The organism is Stenotrophomonas sp. 610A2, assembly GCF_030549615.1.
Taxonomy (GTDB): domain Bacteria; phylum Pseudomonadota; class Gammaproteobacteria; order Xanthomonadales; family Xanthomonadaceae; genus Stenotrophomonas; species Stenotrophomonas pigmentata.
The window spans coordinates 3234340-3257233 of the sequence record NZ_CP130832.1; the positions used below are offsets into that span (position 1 = coordinate 3234340).

A 22894-nucleotide genomic window follows, 5' to 3' on the forward strand; every position below is an offset into this window, starting at 1 on the left:
TTGCTGTCCCGGATTGGGACGCCTCCGGCGTATCCTAGCGCCGCCTTTGTCGGATTGCCGTCGGAATGCCATCCAGGCCAGCCCTACTGGCTTCGACGTGTTTCCAACATGGGCCACGTCATCATCCTGCCAGCCTTCGACACCGAGCCTTTCGTGCGCCCGAACCTGCCCCGCTCTTCCCGCAACACGCTGTGGTTTGCCATCCTGATCGTGCTGGTCATCGCCAGCCTGCTGGCCGGGCTTGGCATGCGCTCACCTCAGCCACCGGACGAACCCCGCTTCGTGCTGGCAGCGCGGCACATGGTGGAGACCGGGCAATGGCTGCTACCGCACCGCGGCAGCGAGCTGTATGCGGAAAAACCCGCAACCTTCATGTGGATCCAGGCGGCCACTTACAAAGTCATCGGCGACTGGAACCTGTCTTTCCTGGTGCCCTCGCTGCTGGCCGCCCTGCTCACCCTGTGGCTGACCTGGGACATGAGCCGGCGGCTATGGAACCGGCAGGTCGCCCGCTATGCCGTCGTTGGACTGTTCGTCTGCATCCAGTTCGGGCTGATGGCCAAGCGCGCGCAGATCGACATGGTGCTGGTCGGCATGACCACGCTGGCGCTATGGGGACTGGTACGCCATCTATTGCTCGGCCCGAACTGGTGGGCGCTGGCCCTGGCCGCGTTCGCCGCCGGTGCTGGCACCGTGACCAAGGGCGTTGGCTTCCTGCCCTTGCTGATGCTGCTGCCGTGGCTGGCCTGGCGCTGGCGCCACCCGCAGGCAGCAGGGCTCGGCCGCAGCTGGGGCTGGTGGCTGCTATTGCCCGCCTTCCTCGCCGGCACCGCGATCTGGCTTGGCCCCCTGGCCATCGCCCTGTTGCAGAACCCCGAGCCGCACCTGCAGTCCTATGCCAAGGAACTGTTGTTCAAGCAGACCGGTACCCGCTATGCCAATGCCTGGCATCACCACCAGCCGTTCTGGTACTACCTGCAGGTAATGGCGACGTTGTGGCTGCCGGGCAGCCTGTTGGCGCCCTGGTTGTTCCCTGCATGGTGGCGACGCTGCCGCCGCGCCGATCCGCGCTACCTCCTGCTGCTGGGCTGGGCGTTACTTGTGCTGCTGTTCTTCAGCGCCAGCCCGGGCAAGCGCGAGGTCTATATCCTGCCGATGCTACCGGCCCTGGCCATCGCCGCAGCGCCATTGCTGCCCGGCCTGCTGCGGCGCACCAGTGTGCGCTGGTTGCTGCTGATCTACGTGCTGGTGCTGGCCGTTGCCACCTTGGTGGTCGGCTACGGTGCCGTGCACGGCGATGGCTGGGCCCAGCGCAACGCCATCAAGCGCGCGATCGATCCATGGGTGCTGCCGCAGGTGGGCTGGTGGCTGATCGGCTTTGCCTCGGCTTCGTTGCTGCTGGTATTGGTGCTACGCCTGCGCCGCGCCGGGCTGGCGGTGGTGCTGAGCACCGTGCTGCTGTGGTCCATGTACGGGCTGGGGGCAATGCCTGCACTTGACCCCTATAGCTCCGCCTCGCTGGTGATGGACAAGGTGCGCGAGCGCATCGGCCCGGATGCGGAGCTGGGCATGGTTGCCTGGCGTGAACAGAACCTGCTGCAGACCCATCCGCAGGCCACCGATTTCGGCTTCAAACGTCCCGCCGCCGAGCAATGGGAAGACGCGGCGCGCTGGGTGACACAGGACCCGCAGCGACGCTGGCTGTTCGTCCTCGACCAGGCAATGACGCCGTGCGCGGACCGCAACCAGGTCATCGACATCGGCAGCGCCAACCGCAACAACTGGCAGTTGCTGCCCGGCACTGCCCTGCACGCCGACTGCGTTGCCAGGACACATGGCGTGGTCGCCGGCAGCGAGGGTGCGCTGGACAGCGACAGCGATTGACGCCGGTGCGCTGAACGGCACCTGTTGACGCATATGTGTTGAAACATCGAGCAGGAGTGGCTGTGCCGGAACCGGTGCAGTCGCTCCTGCTTTCTGCAGCACCAAGCGCTCGTCGGCTGCGAACCTGAAGCACCGACAAAATCACGACATCGCTCCGACCGGTCTCCGACACGCGCCGACACAGCATGGCCGCACCCAGTCTGATGGTGCCCCTGCTCCATGTCGCAGCAACCCACTTCCACCGCCCTGCTACCGGCTGCCGAACGCAGCCGCCTGAGCTTCGCCGGGCGCACCCTGCTGATCCCGCTACTGCTGCTCGTCGTCGGCAGCCTGCTGCTGATGGCCGGCAATGGTGACCAATGGCTCGCAGATCAGCTCTATCGCTGGGAAGGCAACCAATGGGCCTTCAAGAACGCGTGGTGGACCAGCCACCTGATCCACAAGGGCGGCCGCAACCTGACCTGGTTTGTCGCATTGCTGGTCGTGCTGGGTTTGATCCGCAGCGGCATGGATGCGCGCTGGCGCCCGTTGCGGCGTCCGCTGGCCTATCTGCTGTCGTCGGTGGCGCTGTCCACCAGCATCGTCGCGCTGCTGAAGTCCTGGACCCACATGGACTGCCCGTGGGACCTGGAGCGCTACGGCGGCCTGCGTCCGTTCATCGGCCTGTTCGAGCAGCGCCCGGTTGCGCTGGGCCATGCCGCCTGTTTCCCGGCCGGCCATGCCGGTTCCGGCTACGCCTGGGTCGCCTTGTTCTTCTTCATGTTGCAGGTACGCCCGCAATGGCGCTGGCCGGCGCTGAGCATCGCGCTGCTGGTCGGCATGGCGTTCGGCCTCGCCCAGCAGCTGCGCGGCGCCCATTTCGCCTCACATGACCTGTGGGCACTGGCGATCAGCTGGCTGGTCGCAACGGTGCTCTATCTGTGGATGTTCCCGTCATCTGCGGCGACCAACTCGCTGTCGCGCATCACACCCGTTGGAGAGCGCGCATGAGCGTTGTCGCCACTCGCCGTATTGCTTCCCCGCTGTCATGGTCACGCCTGCAGGAGTGGCGTCCGGAGATCAGCACTGAAGCCCTGATCCTGATCGCCAGCACGTTCTTCGCGCTGGTCTGCAACAACCTGTTCTGGCGCAGCGCGATTGCCACCAACCCGAACGGCGTGCTGTTCGCGGTGTCGTTGTTTGCCTTGCTGGTGAGCGTGCACGCCATCCTCTTCGGCCTGCTGATCTGGCGCTGGAACGCCAAGCTCGTGCTGACGGTGCTGTTCATCACCACCGCCTTCGCAACGCATTACATGAACAGCTACAACGTCTACCTGGACGCAGACATGCTGCGCAATGTCCTGGCTACCGACCACAAGGAGTCACGTGAGTTGATGACGCCGGCATTGCTGCTGCCGCTGATCGGCTACGGCCTGCTGCCAACCGCGCTGCTGTGGCGCGTCCGCCTGCGCAAGCGCAGCTGGAGCCGCACGCTGCTATGGCGCGTAGCCTTCCTGCTTGCCGTGATCGTCACTGGCGGCGCTGGCACCATGCTGTCGTTCCAGAACATCTCAGCGCTGATGCGCAATCACCGCGAAGTGCGCTATCTGGCCACGCCGGTCAACTACATCATCGCGCTGAAGCAGAACCTTGCCAGCTCCAGCCCGATGCAGAAGCAGCCCAAGCTGCCGTTGGGCACCGATGCCAAGGCCATGCCACGTGCGGCGGGCAGCAAGCCCCGACTGCTGGTGCTGGTGGTCGGCGAAACCGTGCGCGCACAGAACTGGGGCTTGAACGGTTATGCCCGCCAGACCACACCGGAGCTGGCACAGACCGGCGTGATCAACTTCCCGGACATGCATTCCTGCGGCACCAGCACCGAGGTATCACTGCCCTGCATGTTCTCGCCGTTCGGTCGCCACGATTACGACGAAAAGAAGATCCGCGGCCACCAGTCGCTGCTGCATGTGCTTGAGCATGCGGGCATCGCAACCCTATGGCGCGACAACCAGTCCGGCTGCAAGGGCGTATGCGAAGGTCTGGAAATCCAGCGTCTGGATGATGCGACCACGCTAGGACTATGCGCCGACGGCCGCTGCATGGATGAGATTCTTCTGCAAAACCTTGCCGATCAGGTTCGCGCCAAGCCTGGCGACCGTGTGGTCATCCTGCACCAGCTGGGCAACCACGGCCCGAGCTACTTCCAGCGTTACCCGGCGCAGTTCCGCCAGTTCGCACCAACCTGCGACACGGCAGACCTCGGCAAATGCAGCCGCGAGGACATCGTCAACAGTTATGACAATGCGATCCGCTACACCGATCATTTCCTGACCCGCACCATCGCCGCCCTGCGCGGGCTCGATGATTACGACACCGCGATGATCTACCTCTCCGATCACGGCGAATCATTGGGTGAAAAGGGCCTGTACCTGCACGGCGTGCCGTATGCGATCGCACCGGAAGAACAGACCCGGGTGCCGATGGTGATGTGGTTCTCGCCGGGGTTTGCCGCTGACCGCGGCCTGGACATGAGCTGCGTGCGCCACCGTGCCACACAGCGCACCGACCAGGACAACCTGTTCCCCTCGGTATTGGGCCTGATGCAGGTGCGGACCTCGGTATACGACCCGGCCCGCGACCTCTTCGCCCCCTGCACATAAAGCAAATCCCTGTAGTGCCGAGCCATGCTCGGCAGAGGCTTTCCCAACAATCCCACCGTAGTGCCGAGCCATGCTCGGCAGAGGCCTTCCCGGTAAAGCCTCTGCCGAGCATGGCTCGGCACTACAAAGATGACTCCCCCTGCCGAGCATGGCTCGGCACTACAAAGATGACTCCTCCTGCCGAGCATGGCTCGGCATTACACCTGCCCATCCCTTTCCCCACTTGCAGCCCGGCCGCCGCCCCACTAGCCTTCGCCGTACTAACATCTTGGGGTTTGCTGTGAAGAATCGTCATTTGGTCCTGGCCGCCGCCGTTGGCGTGGCCGTGCTCTCGTTGGCTGCCTGTAAGAAGGACGCCGCCACCGACACCGCCAAGCCGGCCACCACCCAGGCCGCACCGGCCGAAAGCGCCGACCAGTTCATCGCCCGCGTCAATGCCGAATACAAGGCGATGTACCCGGAAATGACCTCGGCCCAGTGGCTGTCGTCCACCTACATCAATGACGATTCGGCCCGCGTCGCCGCAAAGGCCAACGAGCGCTGGCTGACCGTGCTCAATGGCTGGATCGAGCAGGCCAACAAGTACGAAGGCCAGCCGATGAGCGCCGATACCAAGCGCGCCATCAGCCTGCTCAAACTGATGACCTCGATGCCCGCCCCGCGCGACCCGCAGAAGCTGGCCGAGCTGGCCGGCATCGCCACCAAGCTGGAAGGCGACTACGGCGCCGGCACCTACTGCGTGGGCGAAGGCGACAACAAGAACTGCCGCCAGCTCGGTGACCTTGAGAAAGTGCTGGCCACCTCGCGCGACTACGACAAGCAGCTCGATGCCTGGCAGGGCTGGCAGTCCACCGCCGTGCCGTCGCGCGCCAACTACCAGCGCTTCGTCGAACTGGTCAACGAAGGCGCCCGCGAACTGGGCTATAGCGATGCCGGCCAGATGTGGCGCAGCGGCTACGACATGCCGGCCGACCAGGTCGGCCCGGAAACCGACCGCCTGTGGGAGCAGGTCAAGCCGCTGTACGAGCAGGTGCATTGCTATACCCGCGCCAAGCTCGACAAGGAATACGGCAAGGACAAGGCCGAAGTGGGCGGCGGCATGATTGCCGCGCACCTGACCGGCAACATGTGGCAGCAGGATTGGAGCAACCTGTGGGACATGACCGCGCCGTACCCGAACGCGGGCAGCCTGGACATCACCGCCGCGCTGGAAAAGCAGTACCAGACCAACCTGAGCGCCGCACTGGCCAAGGCCGGTGGCGCCGACCCGGCAAGCCGTTTCAGGGCACAGCGTGAGGCCGAACTGGTCACAGCCCGGCAGATGACCGAGCGTGCGCAGGACTTCTACGTCTCGCTGGGCATGCCCAAGCTGCCGGAGAGCTACTGGCAGAACACCCAGTTCATCAAGCCGCTGGACCGCAACGTGGTCTGCCACGCCAGCGCCTGGGACATGAACATGGGCGGCGACGGCAAGGATGTGGGCCCGGACGTGCGCACCAAGATGTGCATCACCCCGAACGAAGAAAACTTCACCACCATCTACCACGAGCTCGGCCACATCTACTACGACCTGGCCTACAACCCGCTGCCGCCGTTGTTCCAGGGCGGTGCCAACGACGGCTTCCACGAAGCCATCGGCGACACCATCGTGCTGGCGATGACGCCGAAGTACCTCAACTCGATCGGCCTGGTCGGCGCGCAGCAGGAAAGCCGCGAAGCCACCATCAATGCGCAGATGCGCATGGCAATGTCGGGCGTGTCGTTCCTGCCGTTCGGGCTGATGATCGACCGCTGGCGCTGGGGCGTGTTCGACGGCTCGATCAAGCCGGACCAGTACAACCAGAAGTGGTGGGAACTGAAGGCGCAGTACCAGGGCGTGGCCCCGGCCAGCGCACGCGGCGAAGAGTTCTTCGACGCCGGCGCCAAGTACCACGTACCGGGCAATACCCCGTACCTGCGCTACTTCCTGGCCCGCATCCTGCAGTACCAGTTCTACAAGGGCCTGTGCGACGCGTCCGGCTACACTGGCCCGCTCAACGAGTGCAGCTTCTACGGCAACAAGGAAGCCGGACAGAAGTTCTGGGCGATGCTGAGCAAGGGTTCCAGCCAGCCGTGGCAGGCCACGCTGAAGGAACTGACCGGCACCGAAAAGCTTGATGCCGGCCCGATGCTGGAATACTTCGCACCGCTGCAGGAATGGCTGAAGCAGCAGAACGAAGGCCAGATGTGTGGCTGGCAGGCTGCGGCTCCGGCTGTGGTACCTGCTGCGGCTCCCGCAGCCGCACCGGCGCAGCCGTCGGCACCGTAAGCGCTACAGCTGAAGAAGCACGCAAAGGGCGCCGCAATGGCGCCCTTTGCTTTTCCGCTCGCGCTGCACCTGGGTCGAGAGCAAATTCCATCCACAGCAACCCGCAGAGCTGGCACACCACAACATGCCGTGGCATGGTTACCCGGTAACTTCGGGAGATACGGATGAAACTCGCTGCAGGCCTTGTCGCACTCGCCATCCATTCGACGCTGCCCAGCCCGGCGTTCGCGAACGAGGGCACTGGCACCGGGCAGATACACGTTGGCATCACCGATGCGAGCAGGACGCTTGGCCTTGCATTCACGCCGCCGGACGAAGAAGGCTGGACAAGGAATGGTTCCGGAACGAGCACAACGCTCAGCTGGAACGCGGAAGCCGCTTCGGACAACCGCAAGATCGAAGCCTATATGACCACGCTTGATGCGCCGATTTCGCCGCTGTCCGGCTACATCAGGACCATCAAGCGCAATCTGGAACAGGGCTACGCCAGCAGCCCCCGCTTCAAGATCAACGCACTCCAGGTCAGCGAATATCCTGCAGACCCGCGCTGCGCAAAGATCCATCTGCTGCTCGAAGCGCTACAGCCTGCCGCCGATGGGCAGCGACAATGGAGCGAACAGTACGCACTCTCCTGCGGTTCACTGCAATCCAAGGGCGTCGGCTACGAGTTGCGTTACTACCATCGCTATACCGACGACAATCGCGACCCTGAGCTTGAGGCCAAAGCCAATGCCGTGCTCGACAGCCTGAGCATCGAAGGCCGCTGATGTATGCCCCGGTCTTCCTATCGTTCCAGTAGCAGCAGCGATCAGCAGACACGCGCAACAACGCCAGCAGCAAACGGACGGCAGTCATTCCAAGGATGAACATGGACAGCAGAAACACCGCAGCGGACACCAATCCCGACAGCCTCCTGACCGGGCCCGGCAGCTATCCGATCGATCTCACTGGCGCCGGCAGTCATACCCTGGTTCGTACGCTGGGTGTGGGCAGCCTGGTGATCGCAGCTTCTGGCTCGACCGTAAAAGCGGATCTTCAGGTCGCCGCTGATCTCAGGATCAACTGGGCAGCGTTCAATCCATTCGCCACGCCAGCCGGCTCACCCTGGCCGCGTGTGATCCACTACACGGGCAATGATCAAAGCATCTTCGAGTGGGCCCATCAGCGTCCCATCGAACAGCTGACCTGGGTGCCCGGGCTCGATAGCGATACCGTAGTCGATGCCAGCCAATCCAATATCCGCACCTTGGCGATTCAACTGGAGCATGCGGAAGCAAACCTGCAGCTGCTCCTGCCCGAGCCGGAAATCGCAGCAAACCTCCACCTCAGTGTCTCCGGCGATATCGGCCGTTTCTCGGCGCAGGGACCACTGCCCCGCTCCCTGTCGCTGGCCCCGGAAACGGGCTCGCGCAGGGAGACCACTGCGTTCCAGCTACCGGACATGGGCCAGTTGCATGACGTCCACGACCTGATGCTGGTCAACAAGCCGATGGCACGCCCGGTCTCGCTGAAATGCCTGTCGCGCTTCAAACACCTGAAGTCGCTGAGCTTGTATGGCAACTTCGTCGACCTTGAAGCACTTGCGGCACAGCCGCAGTTGCAGAACCTGCAGCTGCGTTACATGCCGTCGTTGGAAGGCCTTCCAGCACTGAGCTGCTGGCCCGCGCTGGATGGCTTCATTGCCTTCAATGTCGAAGAAGCTGCAGGCAAGCGCCTGCGCCAGCAACTGAAGACACGTGCCCAACTGCGCCCGTGGACCGGACATGCATCGGTCTCACAGCTTCGTAAAGCAAGCTGGTGGGAAAGCGAGTTCGGCCGCCCGTTCTCGGCGTGGTCCAAACGCTTGGCCAAGCAGGCCAATGAAGCGTTCGATGCAGCCTTGGCCAGCCTGGCTTCTGCGCACTCGCTGGCCGATGGTGAAGCAGCCTTCACCGAATTCACCCAACGTTTCAACACGCTCAAGGGAATAGAGACAGCCGAACGCGAGGATCTGGGCGAAGCCATATGGCAGCTCAGCCGCTCCGAGCACGCCGCGCGTACTGGAGTGACTGAAGAGCTGGCACAGCGGTGGTTCGATGCTGCGCGTGACTATTGAAGTGTGAGGAATCGATCAACGCGTCTGCCCATTCGAACACCAACAGATTGGAGTCCACTGCATTCACGCAGCACGCTTGCAGCGTCGCTCGCGTCGGGCGCGTCGATCGGGCGATACGACGCTCCAGCACTACTCCACTTTGAACACCACCGGCATACGCAGGGTGACCTCACCCACATTCGCTATAGTTTGCTCTGGCGAAACGCTCCAGCCCAAAGCCGCTTCGCGTGCGGCTTTATCGAGCAAGGCGTTGCCACTGCTGTTTGCAACGACGACGTTGCGAACCTCACCGGCTCCAGACAAGGTAATTGCCAGCACCACCCTGCCACCGACCCCCTCACTCCATGCGGCTGACGGATAGCGCGGCGGGTTGAAACGCGCCTTGCTCGCGAGCAGCTCCTGCAGGTATTCCAAGGTAGCCCTTGAAACAGGAGGCGATGGGGGCGAGTCACTCGGCGCAGCACTGACGTCCCTTCCCGGCACCATTGGCGGTGGTGGCCGATCGGAGAGTGTTTCCAGGCGCGGAGGCGCTTCGAATCTCACCTGCACCCTGCGTCGTTCCCCTTCCGCGGCTATCGGGAGTGTCGCCTTCCAGCGGCGCGCCGAGGCGCGCGTGGCATCATCCAACGCGGGATCACCGCTGCTGCGTTCAATCAGGACCGAGCTGATGCTGCCATCGGCCAGGACGTCTACCGCCACACGCAGGCTGCTATCGCTGCTGATGCCGGATGACGGCAGCGCGACAGGCCGCTGCTTCTGTTCGAATCCTGCAGACAGCAAGTCAGCCCAGACCATCGTTTCCGCGCTCTCCATCGGCATTACCATGGGCGGCATCAATCGCGGTGAGGGCAACAAGCCTTTTCCTGTGTGTACATACTGTGCCGCAGGCAGCACCTGTTCGGGAGAAGACGTCTTCGCCCCTTCCACCAATGCACTACTGCCCCCCGATGCAGACACGGCCTTTCCAACCATCGCCGCCGCGCGTGCCTTGAGAATACCCAGACGTGCTATCGAAGCTTCCGGCAGCAAGCCAGTGCTGACCCGCATATCCGACTGGAACAGCATCTCGTCGCTGATGGACATTGTCATCGCTGAGTAGCCCGAGCCAGCGGAACGCCGCAGTTGATCAGCAATCAGCAAGGCACCAAGCGCCACCTCTTCATCTGCATCCACTATCGTGGCAGCGTAGATCGACCAGAACTCAGCCGACCTAGGGGCATAGCCCAGGATCGCCTCCTGCAGGCGAACCAGCTCAATCAACTTGTCATCAAGCAGCTCGCCCTCGCGCGGATCTTCATCCTCGGTGGGACTACGCTCGGCACGAAGGCGCAACGCAAACGCAAAGACCGCCAGGTCCTGCACCAGCACCCGTCGTCCTGCGACATCCACCTCGGGCACGGCCTGCCACATTGCCCTCAGCGCCTCGTGCCGCAGCCTGCCCAACTTGTCTCTTTTCTCCCTGCCCGCTGGCATATCGAACGTGGCATTGAACCTTTCCCGCGCAGCATTGAACGCCTCGCGGTCACCGCCGATACGCACACCCCGGCGCGCCCACCGCTGCAGTTCTTCCAGTCCAGCATCCACTCGTTGCTGGTCACCACGTGCCGCAGCCCTGGCAAGTGCATGCACCTTGCTGGCTGCATCCCGCTCATAGCTGCTGCGCGAGTACCACTCGGGAATCTCGATGGGCTTTCCCGCAGGCGTGCTCTCCGCAAACATCAATGAACGCGCCTCGTCATTGGCTTTGGCGAATGGCGAGACGCGGGTGAAGAACAGCAGCAAGGCGAAGGCAAACGCCACGAACAGTCCTGCGCCGGCGTACTCGTGGGACTTGTCCATGATCGCCACCCGCAGCAGCGCCCCCACCGACACCAGCCCGCCCAGCAACAGACCGGCACGGAAAGCAGCCCTTCCGTCAGGCAGCACGCCCGTCGAAAACAGATGTCCGACCCATTCGATCGCACCGTAGACGTAAACACCCAACCAACCCGCGAACAGCATCACGAGCAACAACAGCAACAGCGCAATGACGACCCCGATGGTGATCTTCATGGCCGCTTGCTCAGGATCAATACCGGCACGCAGACAATGAACAGCAACACCGCAGCCAGCAGCAGCCCACTCTGGAATCCCAGCCCCAGGGTCAGCCACCAACCGGGGTCCTTGGCCAGCTGGAAACCGCGGTACGCCGACATCCCCCAGCTGAATGCCCATCCCAGCAACAAGGGGCCGATCACCGCAAAGAACACGCGCATGCCCAAGCCTGCAGGCGTTGAGGCCGCTGCTGGTGCTGCTGCATTCTGCGCTGCAGCGACGTTCGGCGTTGCCACGTGGGTACGACGCGCAGCGCGCGCCGTTCTTTTGCCACCGGCAGCTGCCTGTTTCACCCGTGTCTGCGTGGCACGTGCACTACGCTTCAGCAGCGCTGCGCGTGCACAGGCTGCACACGGCATGCCACTGAAATGTTGATGCGTACCGTCGCTGGCACATTTCACCAGCAAACCGTTGCTACGCCGCGCATAACGCAGCAGCAGCGACGACCATTCCGCCGCGGCCGGGCGCCGCCGCGCCTGGCTGGCGAAGGCACGATCGAACATTTCCCGCAGATCGGCGGGAAATGCTTCATGGCCGCTGACCGGCGAAGGCAGTATCCGTGATTCGTTTTTCGCTACCCCGTATGGATACAGATTTGCGGCGATGCGCCCCGGCAGATCGCTGGGCAATGTGCTGCCATTCGGACGCCCGCTATACGGATGCAGGCCCGAATTGAGCAGCTGGAACACCATCACTGCCAGCGCGAACCTGTCCTGCGCTTCCTCTTCGCCGGAGGCGACACCGCGTTGCTGGAACTCCGCGGCAAGGTAGTCGGTCGTGACCTGTTCGGAGAGGAAACGTTCGCCCTTGCCCTGGATACTGAAGCCATCGCAATCCAGCATCGCGATGAACAAGGACTTCCGGTAGAAGCGCACGTTGAGCGGCTTCAGGTCCACCACGTAGTGCTGCCGCTCATGCAGCGCCGCCAACATCACCGCCAGGTTGGCGGCCAGGGTCATCTTCGGCCCGAGCGCGGTAGGCAGTCCTTCTTCGCGCGCCTGCCGCTCCTGCAGTACATGCTCCAGGTCACTGGTGGCCGCCACATCCAGCACCGGCATGGTGAAGCCGATGAAGCGTCGCGCCTTGTCCCGCAGCAGACCGGTAGGCCAGGCAATCTGCACCTGGCGCACGCCCTTGTCCTCGACATCGGGCAGGTCGGGACGCAGCTCCAACATCGCCCGCACCTTGCGCTCGTAGACCTGCCCACCCTTGTCCGAGTGGTAGAGCTTGGCAACCTCCAGCGGGCGTTCCTTGATCAGGAACACGCTGCCAGCGCCGCCGCTTTTGAGCAGCTTGCCCAGGGTCAGCGGTGCACGGCGTTCGTCGTAGATGGTGTCGCCGGCTTGTGCGGCCATACGCCTAGACCGGCAACGCCACCAGCAACGTTTTGTCGTCGCCGGTGATGTGATCGGTACGCGGGTCGGCCAGCGTCGCCTGCAGCGCCTGGCTGCCGTGCTCGGCGTCCACGCTGCCCAGGTAGCGCAGCACTGGCGCGATGAACGGCTGGAACAAGCCGCTGCCATCGCGCGTCATCGCAAACGGTTGCACACCATCGGACATCAGCACGATGGCCTGCGCCTGCCCATCGAAGCGGGTCAGGCGCAGTTGCTCGCGCCAGTTGCCACCGGTAACGAACCAGGTTTCGTTGGCGTACTCACCATTGGCCGGCAGCGATACCGCCGGCGGCTGCGGCGGCGCGAACTCGCAGGCTGCAACACCATCACCTACATGGAAGAACCAGCCGCCGTTCGCATCCGCCACAACGCCAACCAGGGTGCAGGCGTGATCAGCAAGCGTCAGCTGTTTGGCCGCAGCCACACTGCCCAGTTGCTCGCGGGCATCGATGATTGCGGCCTCGATGATTTCCCGCACCGCTTCCACTGCCAAGGCCGAAGGTTCGCCGCCCAACAAGCGATGCGCGGCAACCGCCGCTACTACCGCAGCGGAAACCGTTTTTGCGCCGCTATCACTGTGCGAAGCCGAACCTGCGCCATCACACACCGCGGCAACCAATACGCGGCCCGCGCTCGCCGATGCGTAGGCGTCCTGGCACGGTTGCCCGCGATCCAGATGGGAGCGTCCCGTGGCCGATGCGGCCATCACCCGCCAGCCCATGCTCAAACCGTCACGTTCGACCAGCTATCCGTCGACGGCAGCTGCACCTGACCACCGGGCGTGGAATTGGATACCACCCGCATGCTGGCACTGAGCCACATGAAGAGTTCCTTGAACTGCAGTCCCTGCAGGCGTTTGACACCACGCTCGCCGTTGCGGCTGAACTGGCCAAGCACGCTCATGTCGGCGTTACCAACGCCAATCGGGAATACCGCCACCTTGTTCTGCTGTTCGGCATCGCGGCAGCGTTCGGCAACTGCTTCCCAGGCATCGGTGGGATTGCCGTCGGACATCAGGAACAGCCACGGCCGCGTATAGGCAACGCCGGCCTGACGGAAACGGGCCTTCTCGTCCTCGATTTCCTGCAGCGCGAGTTCGACCGCCGCGCCAGTGGGCGTGGTGCCGTTGGCGGTAAGTTCCGGCGCACTGAAATCCATCGCGTCGCACCAATCACCGGTGATCGCCGCGTTGTCCATGTCGCCGTATTCGATCAGCAGCACGCGCACGCGCTTGGCTGCTATCACGTCACCCTTCAACTCCTGCTCTAGCAGCTTGAGCCCGGCATTCAACTGCGCGATGGGCTCGCCGCCCATGCTGCCGGAACAATCCAGCACCAGGATCAAGGGCGTGCGTTGCTCGCTGTTATCAACCAGCGAGACATCAGGAATAGCTGCAACAGACATCAGGTGTGCCTCCATGCTCAGGGGACGTCGTGATCCGGATTATAGCCACAACTGCGCTTGCGGCTTTTCACCGGCCCGGACCACGCATTACCTGCCTGAGACCGCGCAAGCCACCTGATCCGGGTGAAATCCCTTCAGAAGCAGCAACGCTGCGCTACCATCCGCCGCAGAGGGAGCAGCGGCTGCAGGACAGCAGCACCGGCAAAAGGACCGATCGCCCCGACATCAACCGCCATCTGGCGGTACAACAGGAGTACGTGGCATGACCTGGATCATTGCTGTTGCTCGTTGGCTGTTCGCCCTGTTCTACACCTATGTCGGCGCCAGTTGGTTCTCCTATAAGTTGTTCGGCACCGCGTGGCCGGACCACAAGGAAGCGCCCGCCGCCAAAGCACTTACCACCGCGCTGACCGACAGCGGAATCGTTGATCCCTTGATCGCCGGCAGCTGCCTGGCGGGCGGCATCCTGCTGTTATTCCAGCGCACCGCGCCGCTCGGCATCGCGGTTCTTGCACCGCTGGTGACGGGCATCTTCATCTTCCACCTGTTCCTCAACCACGATTGGCCGTGGGGCACGTTCCACTTCTGCTATCTCGCGGTCCTGACATGGATGCACCGCAGCGCGTTCCGGCCGTTGTGGAACTACCAACACCCCCTGTAGTGCCGAGCCATGCTCGGCAAGGGCTTCACCGATAGCAATGAAGCAATGCGACGGGAGGATTACGAGCTTCGCGGCTTACGCCGCTCCTACAAAGGCAAGCGCTCTCCTGTAGTGCCGAGCCATGCTCGGCAGGGGCATCACCGATAGAAAAGAAACAATGCAACGGACACTCCACGAGCTTCGCGGCTCACGCCGCTCCCACAAGAGCTGGGGATGCAAGCAATGCTCGTTACAAACGACAAGGGCGCCAACGGCGCCCTTGTCGTTCTCGCGCTTGTCAGCACGCTCAATGCGTACCTGCGGCCGCCTTGCCCTTGGCACCGAGCTCACCGGCCAGGTTGCGCTTATAGGTATCGAAGTCGATGCCCTGCTCCGCTGCTTCGGCATGCGCGGCGTCCTTCAGCGCATCGGAATACATCAGCCGCACGGGCGTGTCGTTGTTCTCGTGCCACTCGGCCGCCTGCATGATCAACGCCAGCACGCGTGCGGCACTGGTGGTCTCACCGGCGATCTTGCCGTCCATGCCCAGCACCCACTCGCCATCACGGCGGACGATGCCGGCCAGCAATGCCCGGTGCTGGTCACGCAGTTCGGCATGTGGCTCCACTTTGGCCTTTACCGGCGGATTGGCTTCGGCCTGGTTGCGCGCGCGCTCGGCCAGCTTCTTCTTCGCCTCGCGGCGGCCTTTGGATTGGATCGACATCAGTTGTTCACTCTTTGAACGGCCGCCGGTGATGGCGGCACGGCTATTGTCCCCGATGCGGGGGTGAATTCGTGTCAGGACGCGGTTTCATCGCGCTGGGCGCGCTGGCTGACCCGCTCCCACTTCCACATTGCCCAGCTGCCCAGACCGAACAGGGCGGCGCCGATGGCCAGGCTCAAACCGCTGCGGCTGAGCATCGGCGACAGCACGCCGGCGATGATGGCGTTGGTGACCAGGGTGCTGAATGCCTGCATCGACGAGGCCGTACCGCGCTGGCGCGGGTACATGTCGAGGATGGCCAGGGTCAGGATCGGGAAGATCAAGGCCACGCCAAACGAGGTCAGGGTGAAGGGCAGCACCGCCCATGGCACCGTCATTTCGGTGGCGAAGGCGTTGTAGCTGATGTTGTAGATCGCCGCGACCGCCATGAAGCAGTAACCGATACGCACCGCTCGCGCGCCATCCACGCGCCCTGCCGCGCGGCCGGAGGCATAGGCACCCAAGGCCATGCCGCCGATGGTCGGGATGAACAACCAGGCGAACTGGCGCTCGTTCATGTGCAGCAGGTCGAGCACAAAGGCTGGGGCCGAGGCGATGTACAGGAACAGCCCGCCGAAGCCCAGCGAGCCAGCCAGCGCCAGACGCAGGAAGCGCGGGTTGATGCCGATGCTGATGTAGTCCTGCAGCAGGCGCTTGGGGTGCAGGCTGAGGCGCGCATGCGGCGGATGGGTTTCCGGCAGCCAGATGCAGGTGATCAGCAGCAACAGCGCCGAGAACGCAACCAGGAACCAGAAGATACCCTGCCATTGCGTCCAGCCCAGCAACCAGCCGCCGATGATCGGGGCGATGGCCGGGGCGATGGAGAAGATCATCGAGACCTGGCTCATCAAGCGCTGGGCATCGTCACCGTCATACAGGTCACGGATCACCGCGCGGCCGATGATGTAGCCCACGCCGGCCGACAGCCCCTGCAGGAAGCGGAACAGCAGCAGGGTGCCCATGTCAGAGGACAGCGCACAACCGACGGAGGCGCCGATGAACACCACCAGCCCGCCGATGATCACCACCTTGCGGCCGAGCGCATCGGACAGCGCACCGTGCACCAGGCTCATCAGCGCATAGGCCAACAGGTAGACGCTGATCACCTGCTGCATCGCCAGCTTGTCGGCGCCCAGATCGGCGCCCATGTGCGGGAATGCGGGGAACACCGCATCAATCGCGAACGGGCCGAACATCGACAGACCGGCCACCAAAATGGCGATACGGCGCAGTGAAACCTGCTTGTTTGCTTCCATGGCTTTCAATAACCAGCAACGGCACCGGCGCGTGGCCGATGTGGGGTGGGGACAGAATGAACAGGACCGGGCGCGACTGCGCTCCGCGGCCATGATGCGGCAATTTGTCCGGACATTCACCCACTTCAGCCAGCGGTTCCGGGATGCCCGGCCGTACGCGTGCAAGGCGCGGGATTGAAACCGGGATACAGATGGTAATCCAAGCCGCTGCGCGGGTCTGCCCCGGGCCTTTACCGGGCTATAATCGCCACGCTGTACGAACAAGGTGGGAGAAGCGGTTCACCCCGCTGCCGAAGGCGCAAACGCCCGTAATCGCTCAGGCCCGATACCACCCGTAGCAAAACTCTGGAGAGACCGGTTCAATCCGGCGCCGAAGGTGCACGAAGCGCACGATCCTCGTCGCGTCGCTTCCAAACTCTCAGGCAAAAGGACAGAGGGGCGCGAGGTAAGCCTTTGGCTTGCCGGCTGAGTTGTCGCGTGTGCGCGGCACCCGGACGGCGGCAAGGCGAGCCTGGCTCACCGCCCCTGCCCTGCATGCCTTCTCCGGACGTCAGCCATGACCCAGAACACCCTTTCGCTGCGCGAGCTCGAACACCACTCCGCGTTCGTTGACCGCCACATCGGCCCCAACGACGCTGAAATCGCGCAGATGCTGCGCACCGTTGGTCATGATTCGCTGGAATCGCTCACCGATGCCATCGTGCCGGGCTCGATCAAGTCGCCCGCGCCGCTGGCGCTGCCCGAATCGCTGACCGAAGTCGATGCGCTGGCCAAGATCCGCGCCATCGCCGACAAGAACAAGGTCCTGCGCAGCTTCATCGGCCAGGGTTATTACGGCACCCACACGCCGAACGTGATCCTGCGCAACATCCTCGAGAACCCGGCGTGGTACACGGCGTACACCCCGTACCAGGCGGAGATCTCGCAGGGCCGCATGGAAGCGCTGATCAACTTCCAGACCATGGTCGCCGACCTGACCGGCATGGAGATCGCCAACGCCTCGCTGCTGGACGAAGCCACCGCCGCCGCCGAAGCGATGACCCTGGCCAAGCGTTCGGCCAAGTCCAAGTCCAAGGTGTTCTTCGTGCAGGACAGCGTGCACCCGCAGACGCTGGAACTGCTGCGCACCCGCGCCGAGCCGATGGGCATCGAACTGCTGATCGGCAAGCCGGCCGAGGCGCTGACCGCCGACACCTTCGGCGTGCTGCTGCAATACCCGGACAGCCTGGGCAACATCGGCGACTACAAGGCGCTGGTCGAGGCGGTGCACGCCCGCCAGGGCCTGGTTGCCGTTGCCACCGACCTGCTGGCACTGACCCTGATCGCCGCTCCCGGCGAATGGGGCGCGGACATCGCCATCGGCAACAGCCAGCGTTTCGGCGTGCCGTTCGGCTTCGGCGGTCCGCACGCCGCCTTCATGGCCTGCCGTGATGCCTACAAGCGCTCGATGCCGGGCCGCCTGATCGGCGTCTCGGTCGATGCCGAAGGCAAGCCTGCCTACCGCCTGACCCTGCAGACCCGCGAACAGCACATCCGCCGCGAGAAGGCCACCTCCAACATCTGTACCGCGCAGGTGCTGCTGGCGGTGATGGCCTCGATGTACGCCGTCTACCACGGCCCGGAAGGCCTGCAGCGCATTGCCCGCCGCACCCATCGCCTGGCGGCCATCCTCGCCGCCGCGCTGCGTGGCAAGGGCGTGGCGGTCGGCAACGACTTCTTCGACACCCTGCACATCACCGGCGTTGATTCGGCTGCGTTGAAGGCCAAGTCCGAAGCCGCCGGCATCAACCTGCGCATCATCGACGCCGGTTCGGTCGGCATCAGCCTGGATGAAACCGCTACCCGCGCCGACGTCATCGCGCTGGGCCAGCTGTTCGGCGCCAGCGTCGACGTGGACGCACTGGACGCCAGCACCACCGACGCACTGCCGAAGAGCCTGCTACGCAGCAGCGAGTTCCTCGCCCACCCGGTGTTCAACACGCACCACAGCGAGCACGAGATGCTGCGCTACCTGCGTTCGCTGGCCGACAAGGACCTGGCGATGGATCGCACCATGATCCCGCTGGGCAGCTGCACCATGAAGCTCAACGCCACCGCCGAGATGATCCCGGTGACCTGGCCGGAGTTCGCCAACATCCACCCGCTGGCACCGGCCGACCAGGCACAGGGCTACAAGGAACTGATCGACGGCCTGGAAGCGATGCTGGTCGAGTGCACCGGCTATGACGCAGTGAGCCTGCAGCCGAACTCCGGCGCGCAGGGCGAGTACGCCGGCCTGCTGGCAATCCGCGCCTACCACCGCTCGCGCGACGAAGGCCATCGCGACATCTGCCTGATCCCGGACTCTGCGCACGGCACCAACCCGGCCTCGGCCCAGATGTGCGGCATGACCGTGGTCGTGACCAAGACCGACGGCAACGGCAACGTCGATGTCGAGGACATCCGCCGCAACGCCGAGAAGTACAGCGACCGCCTGGCTGCGATCATGATGACCTACCCGTCCACGCACGGCGTGTTCGAGGAAGAAGTGGTCGAGATCTGCGAGATCATCCACAAGCACGGCGGCCAGGTGTACACCGACGGTGCCAACATGAACGCCCTGGTTGGCGTGGCCAAGCCCGGCAAGTGGGGCTCGGACGTGTCGCACCTGAACCTGCACAAGACCTTCTGCATCCCGCACGGCGGCGGCGGCCCGGGCGTTGGCCCGTGTGCGGTCAAGTCGCATCTGGCCCCGTTCCTGCCAGGCAAGCTCGGCGACAACGGCCCGGTCGGCATCGTCAGCGCAGCCAGCTTCGGCAGCGCCTCGATCCTGCCGATCAGCTGGATGTACATCACCCTGATGGGCACCGCCGGCCTGCGCAAGGCAACCCAGGTTGCATTGCTCAACGCCAACTACATCGCCAAGCGCCTGGCCCCGCACTACGCCACCCTGTACACCGGCCGTAACGGCCTGGTGGCGCACGAGTGCATCCTCGACGTGCGTCCGCTGGAGAAGACCTCCGGCATCGGTGCCGAGGACGTGGCCAAGCGCCTGATCGACTTCGGCTTCCACGCCCCGACCCTGAGCTTCCCGGTCGCCGGCACGCTGATGGTCGAGCCGACCGAAAGCGAATCGCAGCACGAGCTGGACCGTTTCATCGACGCGATGATCCAGATCCGCGAGGAAATCCAGGCCATCGAAGACGGCAAGCTGGACCGCGAGGACAACCCGCTCAAGCACGCCCCGCACACTGCCGGTGCAGTGTCGGCCAGCGAGTGGACGCACGCCTACCCGCGTGAGCTGGCAGCGTTCCCGCTGCCTTCCCTGAAGCTGCAGAAGTACTGGCCGCCGGTAGCGCGCGTGGACAACGTCTACGGCGACAAGAACATCATGTGCGCCTGCATCCCGGTGGATGCGTACAAGGAAGATGTTGAGGCGTGATCGAGTGTTGATTGCCTGATGCGTCAATGAAAACAGCCGGCGAAAGCCGGCTGTTTTCTTTGTGACGATTGGGAGATTGGAGCAGCTGATTTTCTTGGTCACTGCAAACAGCAGGGGCAAGGCTTCTGCTTTGGCTTCTGCTTTGGCTTCTGCTTTGGCTTCTGCTTTAGTTTTGGCTTCTGGTTTGGCATTCCCTTCTCCCGTTTACGGGAGAAGGTGCCCAACGGGCGGATGAGGGGGGCTTTTGACTTTGCTCAGCTAGAAGCTTCCCCTCACCCCCACCCCTCTCCCGCAGGCGGGAGAGGGGCTTAGAGCAAACAGCTGCGCCGCTTCAGTACCCTCGCGCCTTCAACCAGGCATCCACCTGCGGCTTGCGCTCTGCACGCAACCGCAGCTTGGTCTGAATACCGGCAATCACCGTCTCCGCATCACGTCGCGAGGTCGGGGCGATATGCGCATCCGCAAACGCCTTGATCTTGTCCACCATCTGCAGGTTGTCGGCACTACGCCCCAGGCCCGGGTAATACCGCGCACGTGAAGTGCTGTCGACCAGGGTGTCCACCTTCTCGCGATTGGCAACGGCGAAATCGAACGCAAGATCCGCATGTTCGCGCGACACACCGCCAATCATGCCCGCGCTATTGGTCGCACCCGGCTCATCGGTCAACGCCATGTCCAATGCACGCTGTGCCAGCGCCTTGTCCTTGGGCAGGGCCAGCAGGCCGTAATACTGGTCACGCACCATTGCCGAGGTTTCCTGCTTGGCCAGCGTGTGCAGCTTGTCCCAGGTTGCCGCGTCGGCATTGCGTGCCACCACACCCAGCACACTGCTGCGCAGGTCCGGCGACAGCGAATCCGGCTTGGCCAGGAAAGCATCAAAGCGGCGCTGCGCCTCGGCAATCACCTGCGCATCGTCCAGCGCCGCCAAAGTGCCGATCAGCCCGCTACGCAACTCCTTGGTCTGCGCCGAGTCGCTGTCCTTGCCGTCCCAACCCAGCGACTGCAGCACCGGCGACAGACGCGAACGTGCATAACTGCGGAAGGCGGCCTGGCGCGCGGTATCGCCGTCGAACATGCCGTCGATCCCACTCAGTGTGCCGGAGGCCATGTCCCACAGATCGATGGGCGCATCGGCGCTGATCTTCGCGATCAGATCCAGCAGATCCGCATCGGGCTGCAGGCCGGCTGCGGCCAGTGCGCTGGTATCCATCATCACGCCGAGCTGGTCGACCACCGGCAACTTGTCGAAGCCTGCACTCAGCGCCTTGAACTGCGTCGGCGCATACAAGGTGCGGTAATAGCCCTTCTGCCCGGCATTGACCAGCAGCGGCCCAGTGCATCCCGGCAGCTGCACGCTGGTATCGCCGTCGACCAGCGTGTGCACCACCTCACCATTGCCCACGCGCAGACTCACCGGCACGCGCCAATGCAGCGGCTGCTTGTCCTTGCGATCAATCGTGTACTCGCCCTGGCTCAGCTTCACCTGGGTGTTGCCGGCCACGCAGCTGCTGCTGGCTCGGATCAAAGGCACGCCCGGTTGCAGGGTGAAATCATGTGCGACTTCCATGAAACGCTTGCCCGGCGCCGCCTTGTCGATCTCGGCCCACAGGTCATCGGTGACCGCATTGCCGTAAGCATGGGCAGCGATGTAACGGCGCACGCCATCACGCCATGCATCCGCACCCACGTAATCCTCGAACATCGAGATCACCGCCGAGCCCTTGCCGTAGGTGATGCCGTCGAAGGCCTGGCTGGCCTGCTCCACCGTCGCCACGTGCTGCACGATCGGATGGGTGGTGACGTAGGCATCGCGGCCCATCGCGCCGCGGCTGGTGTGCGCGGCATCGACATTGTTGATGTCCCACTCCGGGTGCAGCTTGCGGGTGGTGCGTGCTTCCATCCACGAAGCGAAACCTTCGTTGAGCCAGAGGTCATCCCACCACGCCATCGTCACCAGATTGCCGAACCATTGGTGCGCGATCTCGTGTGCGGCAATCGAGAACACCGCTTTCTTGTCGGAGACGCTGGACACGGCCGGGTCCAGCAGCAGCGCATATTCGAAGGTGAAGATCGCCCCCCAGTTTTCCATCGCGCTGAAGAACTGGCTGCCGCCAGGTGCAGCGACGTTGTCGAGCTTGGGCAGCGGATACTTCACGCCGAAATAGTCGTTGTACTCGCGCAACACCTCGGCGCTGCCTTCCAGCGCGAACTGCGCCTGCTCAACTTTGCCGGTCTGGGCGATCACGCCGATCTCGGTGTCGCCTTCCTTGACGGTGGCGCGCTCAAACTCGCCGCTGGAGAAGAACAGCAGGTAGGTCGACATCTTCGGCGTGGTCTGGAACACCACCTGCTTCAAGCCCTTGCCCAGCGACTTGCTGCTGGCCACCGGCATGTTGCTGACCGCCATCTCCGCTTCCGGCACGGTCACGCTCAGGTCGAATGTGGCCTTGAAGCCGGGCTCGTCCCAGGACGGAATGAAACGGCGCGCATCGGAGTTCTCGAACTGGGTGAACAGCGCACGCTTCTTGCTGCCATCAGCAACCGGGTAATCCAGTGCGAACAGGCCATTGGCCTGGGTGTTGATGGTGCCGCTGTAATCGATGCTCAGCGTGTAGCGGCCCGGCTGCAGCGGGTTGGCCACCACAAAGCTGGCGGTCTGATTGGCCTCATCCACGCTGACCGTGGCAGGCATCGCCTTGCCGCCGGCGGGTTGCAGCTGGCTCTTGCCGAAGCGCATGCCTGCCGCCTGCAACACGATGCTGTTGGTGGGCTGCAGCACTTCCAGATCAATGCTGACCTTGCCGTCGAAACCCATCTGCGCGGGGTGCGGCGTGATCTCCACCCGGTAATGATCCGGGCGCGCAGTGCGCGGCAGCTGCGTGATGGCTTCATTGCGGGGCGTAGCGCTGGCTGCTGGCTCAGCAGCAAAGGCAGCAGGCGTGGCAACGCAGGAAAGGGCAAGACTGATCGCAACAACAAGGGAACGGCGCATCGAA

15 protein-coding genes and 1 riboswitch are annotated in these 22894 nt (G+C 63.8%); of the genes, 8 read left to right on the forward strand and 7 right to left on the reverse strand.

Going from position 1 to position 22894, the window contains the following annotated elements; translation table 11 throughout:
* The first annotated feature begins 108 nt into the window (after window positions 1–108).
* The 6 genes from Q5Z11_RS14575 (at window position 109) to Q5Z11_RS14600 (ending at window position 8926) form a co-directional block, all read left to right on the forward strand.
* Window positions 109–1884, forward strand: a complete 1776-nt coding sequence (locus Q5Z11_RS14575; protein WP_303747069.1) for an ArnT family glycosyltransferase — start codon at window positions 109–111, stop codon at window positions 1882–1884.
* 219 nt (window positions 1885–2103) lie between these two features.
* A complete protein-coding gene (locus tag Q5Z11_RS14580) occupies window positions 2104–2874 on the forward strand; it encodes a phosphatase PAP2 family protein (RefSeq protein ID WP_303747070.1) in 771 nt (256 codons plus the stop codon).
* Window positions 2871–4523, forward strand: a complete 1653-nt coding sequence (locus tag Q5Z11_RS14585) for a phosphoethanolamine transferase (protein WP_303747071.1) — start codon at window positions 2871–2873, stop codon at window positions 4521–4523. Before Q5Z11_RS14580 ends, Q5Z11_RS14585 begins: the two co-directional genes overlap by 4 nt.
* A gap of 280 nt (window positions 4524–4803) precedes the next feature.
* Window positions 4804–6831, forward strand: a complete 2028-nt coding sequence (locus Q5Z11_RS14590) for a M2 family metallopeptidase (RefSeq protein WP_303747072.1) — start codon at window positions 4804–4806, stop codon at window positions 6829–6831.
* A gap of 164 nt (window positions 6832–6995) precedes the next feature.
* Complete coding sequence (locus Q5Z11_RS14595; RefSeq protein ID WP_303747073.1) at window positions 6996–7598, forward strand: hypothetical protein; 603 nt, start codon at window positions 6996–6998, stop codon at window positions 7596–7598.
* Between the two features lie 101 nt (window positions 7599–7699).
* Window positions 7700–8926: a hypothetical protein gene (locus tag Q5Z11_RS14600; protein ID WP_303747074.1), complete on the forward strand. Its 1227-nt coding sequence runs from the start codon at window positions 7700–7702 to the stop codon at window positions 8924–8926.
* Between the two features lie 129 nt (window positions 8927–9055).
* Here the strand turns inward: Q5Z11_RS14600 and Q5Z11_RS14605 are convergent, their stop codons facing one another.
* The 4 genes from Q5Z11_RS14605 to Q5Z11_RS14620 are packed head-to-tail and all read right to left on the reverse strand — an operon-like array spanning window position 9056 to window position 13818.
* The gene (locus tag Q5Z11_RS14605) at window positions 9056–10978 is read right to left on the reverse strand and encodes an energy transducer TonB (protein ID WP_303747075.1); all 1923 of its coding nucleotides are present in this window, start codon (window positions 10976–10978) and stop codon (window positions 9056–9058) included.
* Complete coding sequence (locus tag Q5Z11_RS14610) at window positions 10975–12375, reverse strand: hypothetical protein (protein WP_303747076.1); 1401 nt, start codon at window positions 12373–12375, stop codon at window positions 10975–10977. Before Q5Z11_RS14610 ends, Q5Z11_RS14605 begins: the two co-directional genes overlap by 4 nt.
* 4 nt (window positions 12376–12379) lie before the next feature.
* Complete coding sequence (locus tag Q5Z11_RS14615) at window positions 12380–13135, reverse strand: PP2C family serine/threonine-protein phosphatase (RefSeq protein WP_303750052.1); 756 nt, start codon at window positions 13133–13135, stop codon at window positions 12380–12382.
* A gap of 2 nt (window positions 13136–13137) precedes the next feature.
* Window positions 13138–13818 carry a vWA domain-containing protein gene (locus tag Q5Z11_RS14620; RefSeq protein ID WP_303747077.1) on the reverse strand — a complete coding sequence of 227 codons (681 nt, stop codon included), beginning with the start codon at window positions 13816–13818 and terminating at the stop codon, window positions 13138–13140.
* A gap of 262 nt (window positions 13819–14080) precedes the next feature.
* On the opposite strand from Q5Z11_RS14620, the gene Q5Z11_RS14625 reads away from it, so the two are divergent.
* The gene (locus Q5Z11_RS14625; RefSeq protein ID WP_303747078.1) at window positions 14081–14479 is read left to right on the forward strand and encodes a hypothetical protein; all 399 of its coding nucleotides are present in this window, start codon (window positions 14081–14083) and stop codon (window positions 14477–14479) included.
* Between the two features lie 286 nt (window positions 14480–14765).
* Here the strand turns inward: Q5Z11_RS14625 and Q5Z11_RS14630 are convergent, their stop codons facing one another.
* Complete coding sequence (locus Q5Z11_RS14630; RefSeq protein ID WP_303747079.1) at window positions 14766–15182, reverse strand: hypothetical protein; 417 nt, start codon at window positions 15180–15182, stop codon at window positions 14766–14768.
* 74 nt (window positions 15183–15256) lie between these two features.
* Complete coding sequence (locus Q5Z11_RS14635) at window positions 15257–16477, reverse strand: multidrug effflux MFS transporter (protein ID WP_303747080.1); 1221 nt, start codon at window positions 16475–16477, stop codon at window positions 15257–15259.
* A gap of 335 nt (window positions 16478–16812) precedes the next feature.
* A riboswitch (glycine riboswitch) is annotated at window positions 16813–16921 on the forward strand.
* Between the two features lie 112 nt (window positions 16922–17033).
* Here Q5Z11_RS14635 and gcvP point away from each other — a divergent pair.
* A complete protein-coding gene (gcvP, locus tag Q5Z11_RS14640; protein ID WP_303747081.1) occupies window positions 17034–19898 on the forward strand; it encodes an aminomethyl-transferring glycine dehydrogenase in 2865 nt (954 codons plus the stop codon).
* Window positions 19899–20229: 331 nt separating this feature from the next.
* On the opposite strand, the gene Q5Z11_RS14645 is transcribed toward gcvP, so the two are convergent.
* A complete protein-coding gene (locus Q5Z11_RS14645) occupies window positions 20230–22890 on the reverse strand; it encodes a M1 family metallopeptidase (protein WP_303747082.1) in 2661 nt (886 codons plus the stop codon).
* Between the last annotated feature and the right edge of the window lie 4 nt (window positions 22891–22894).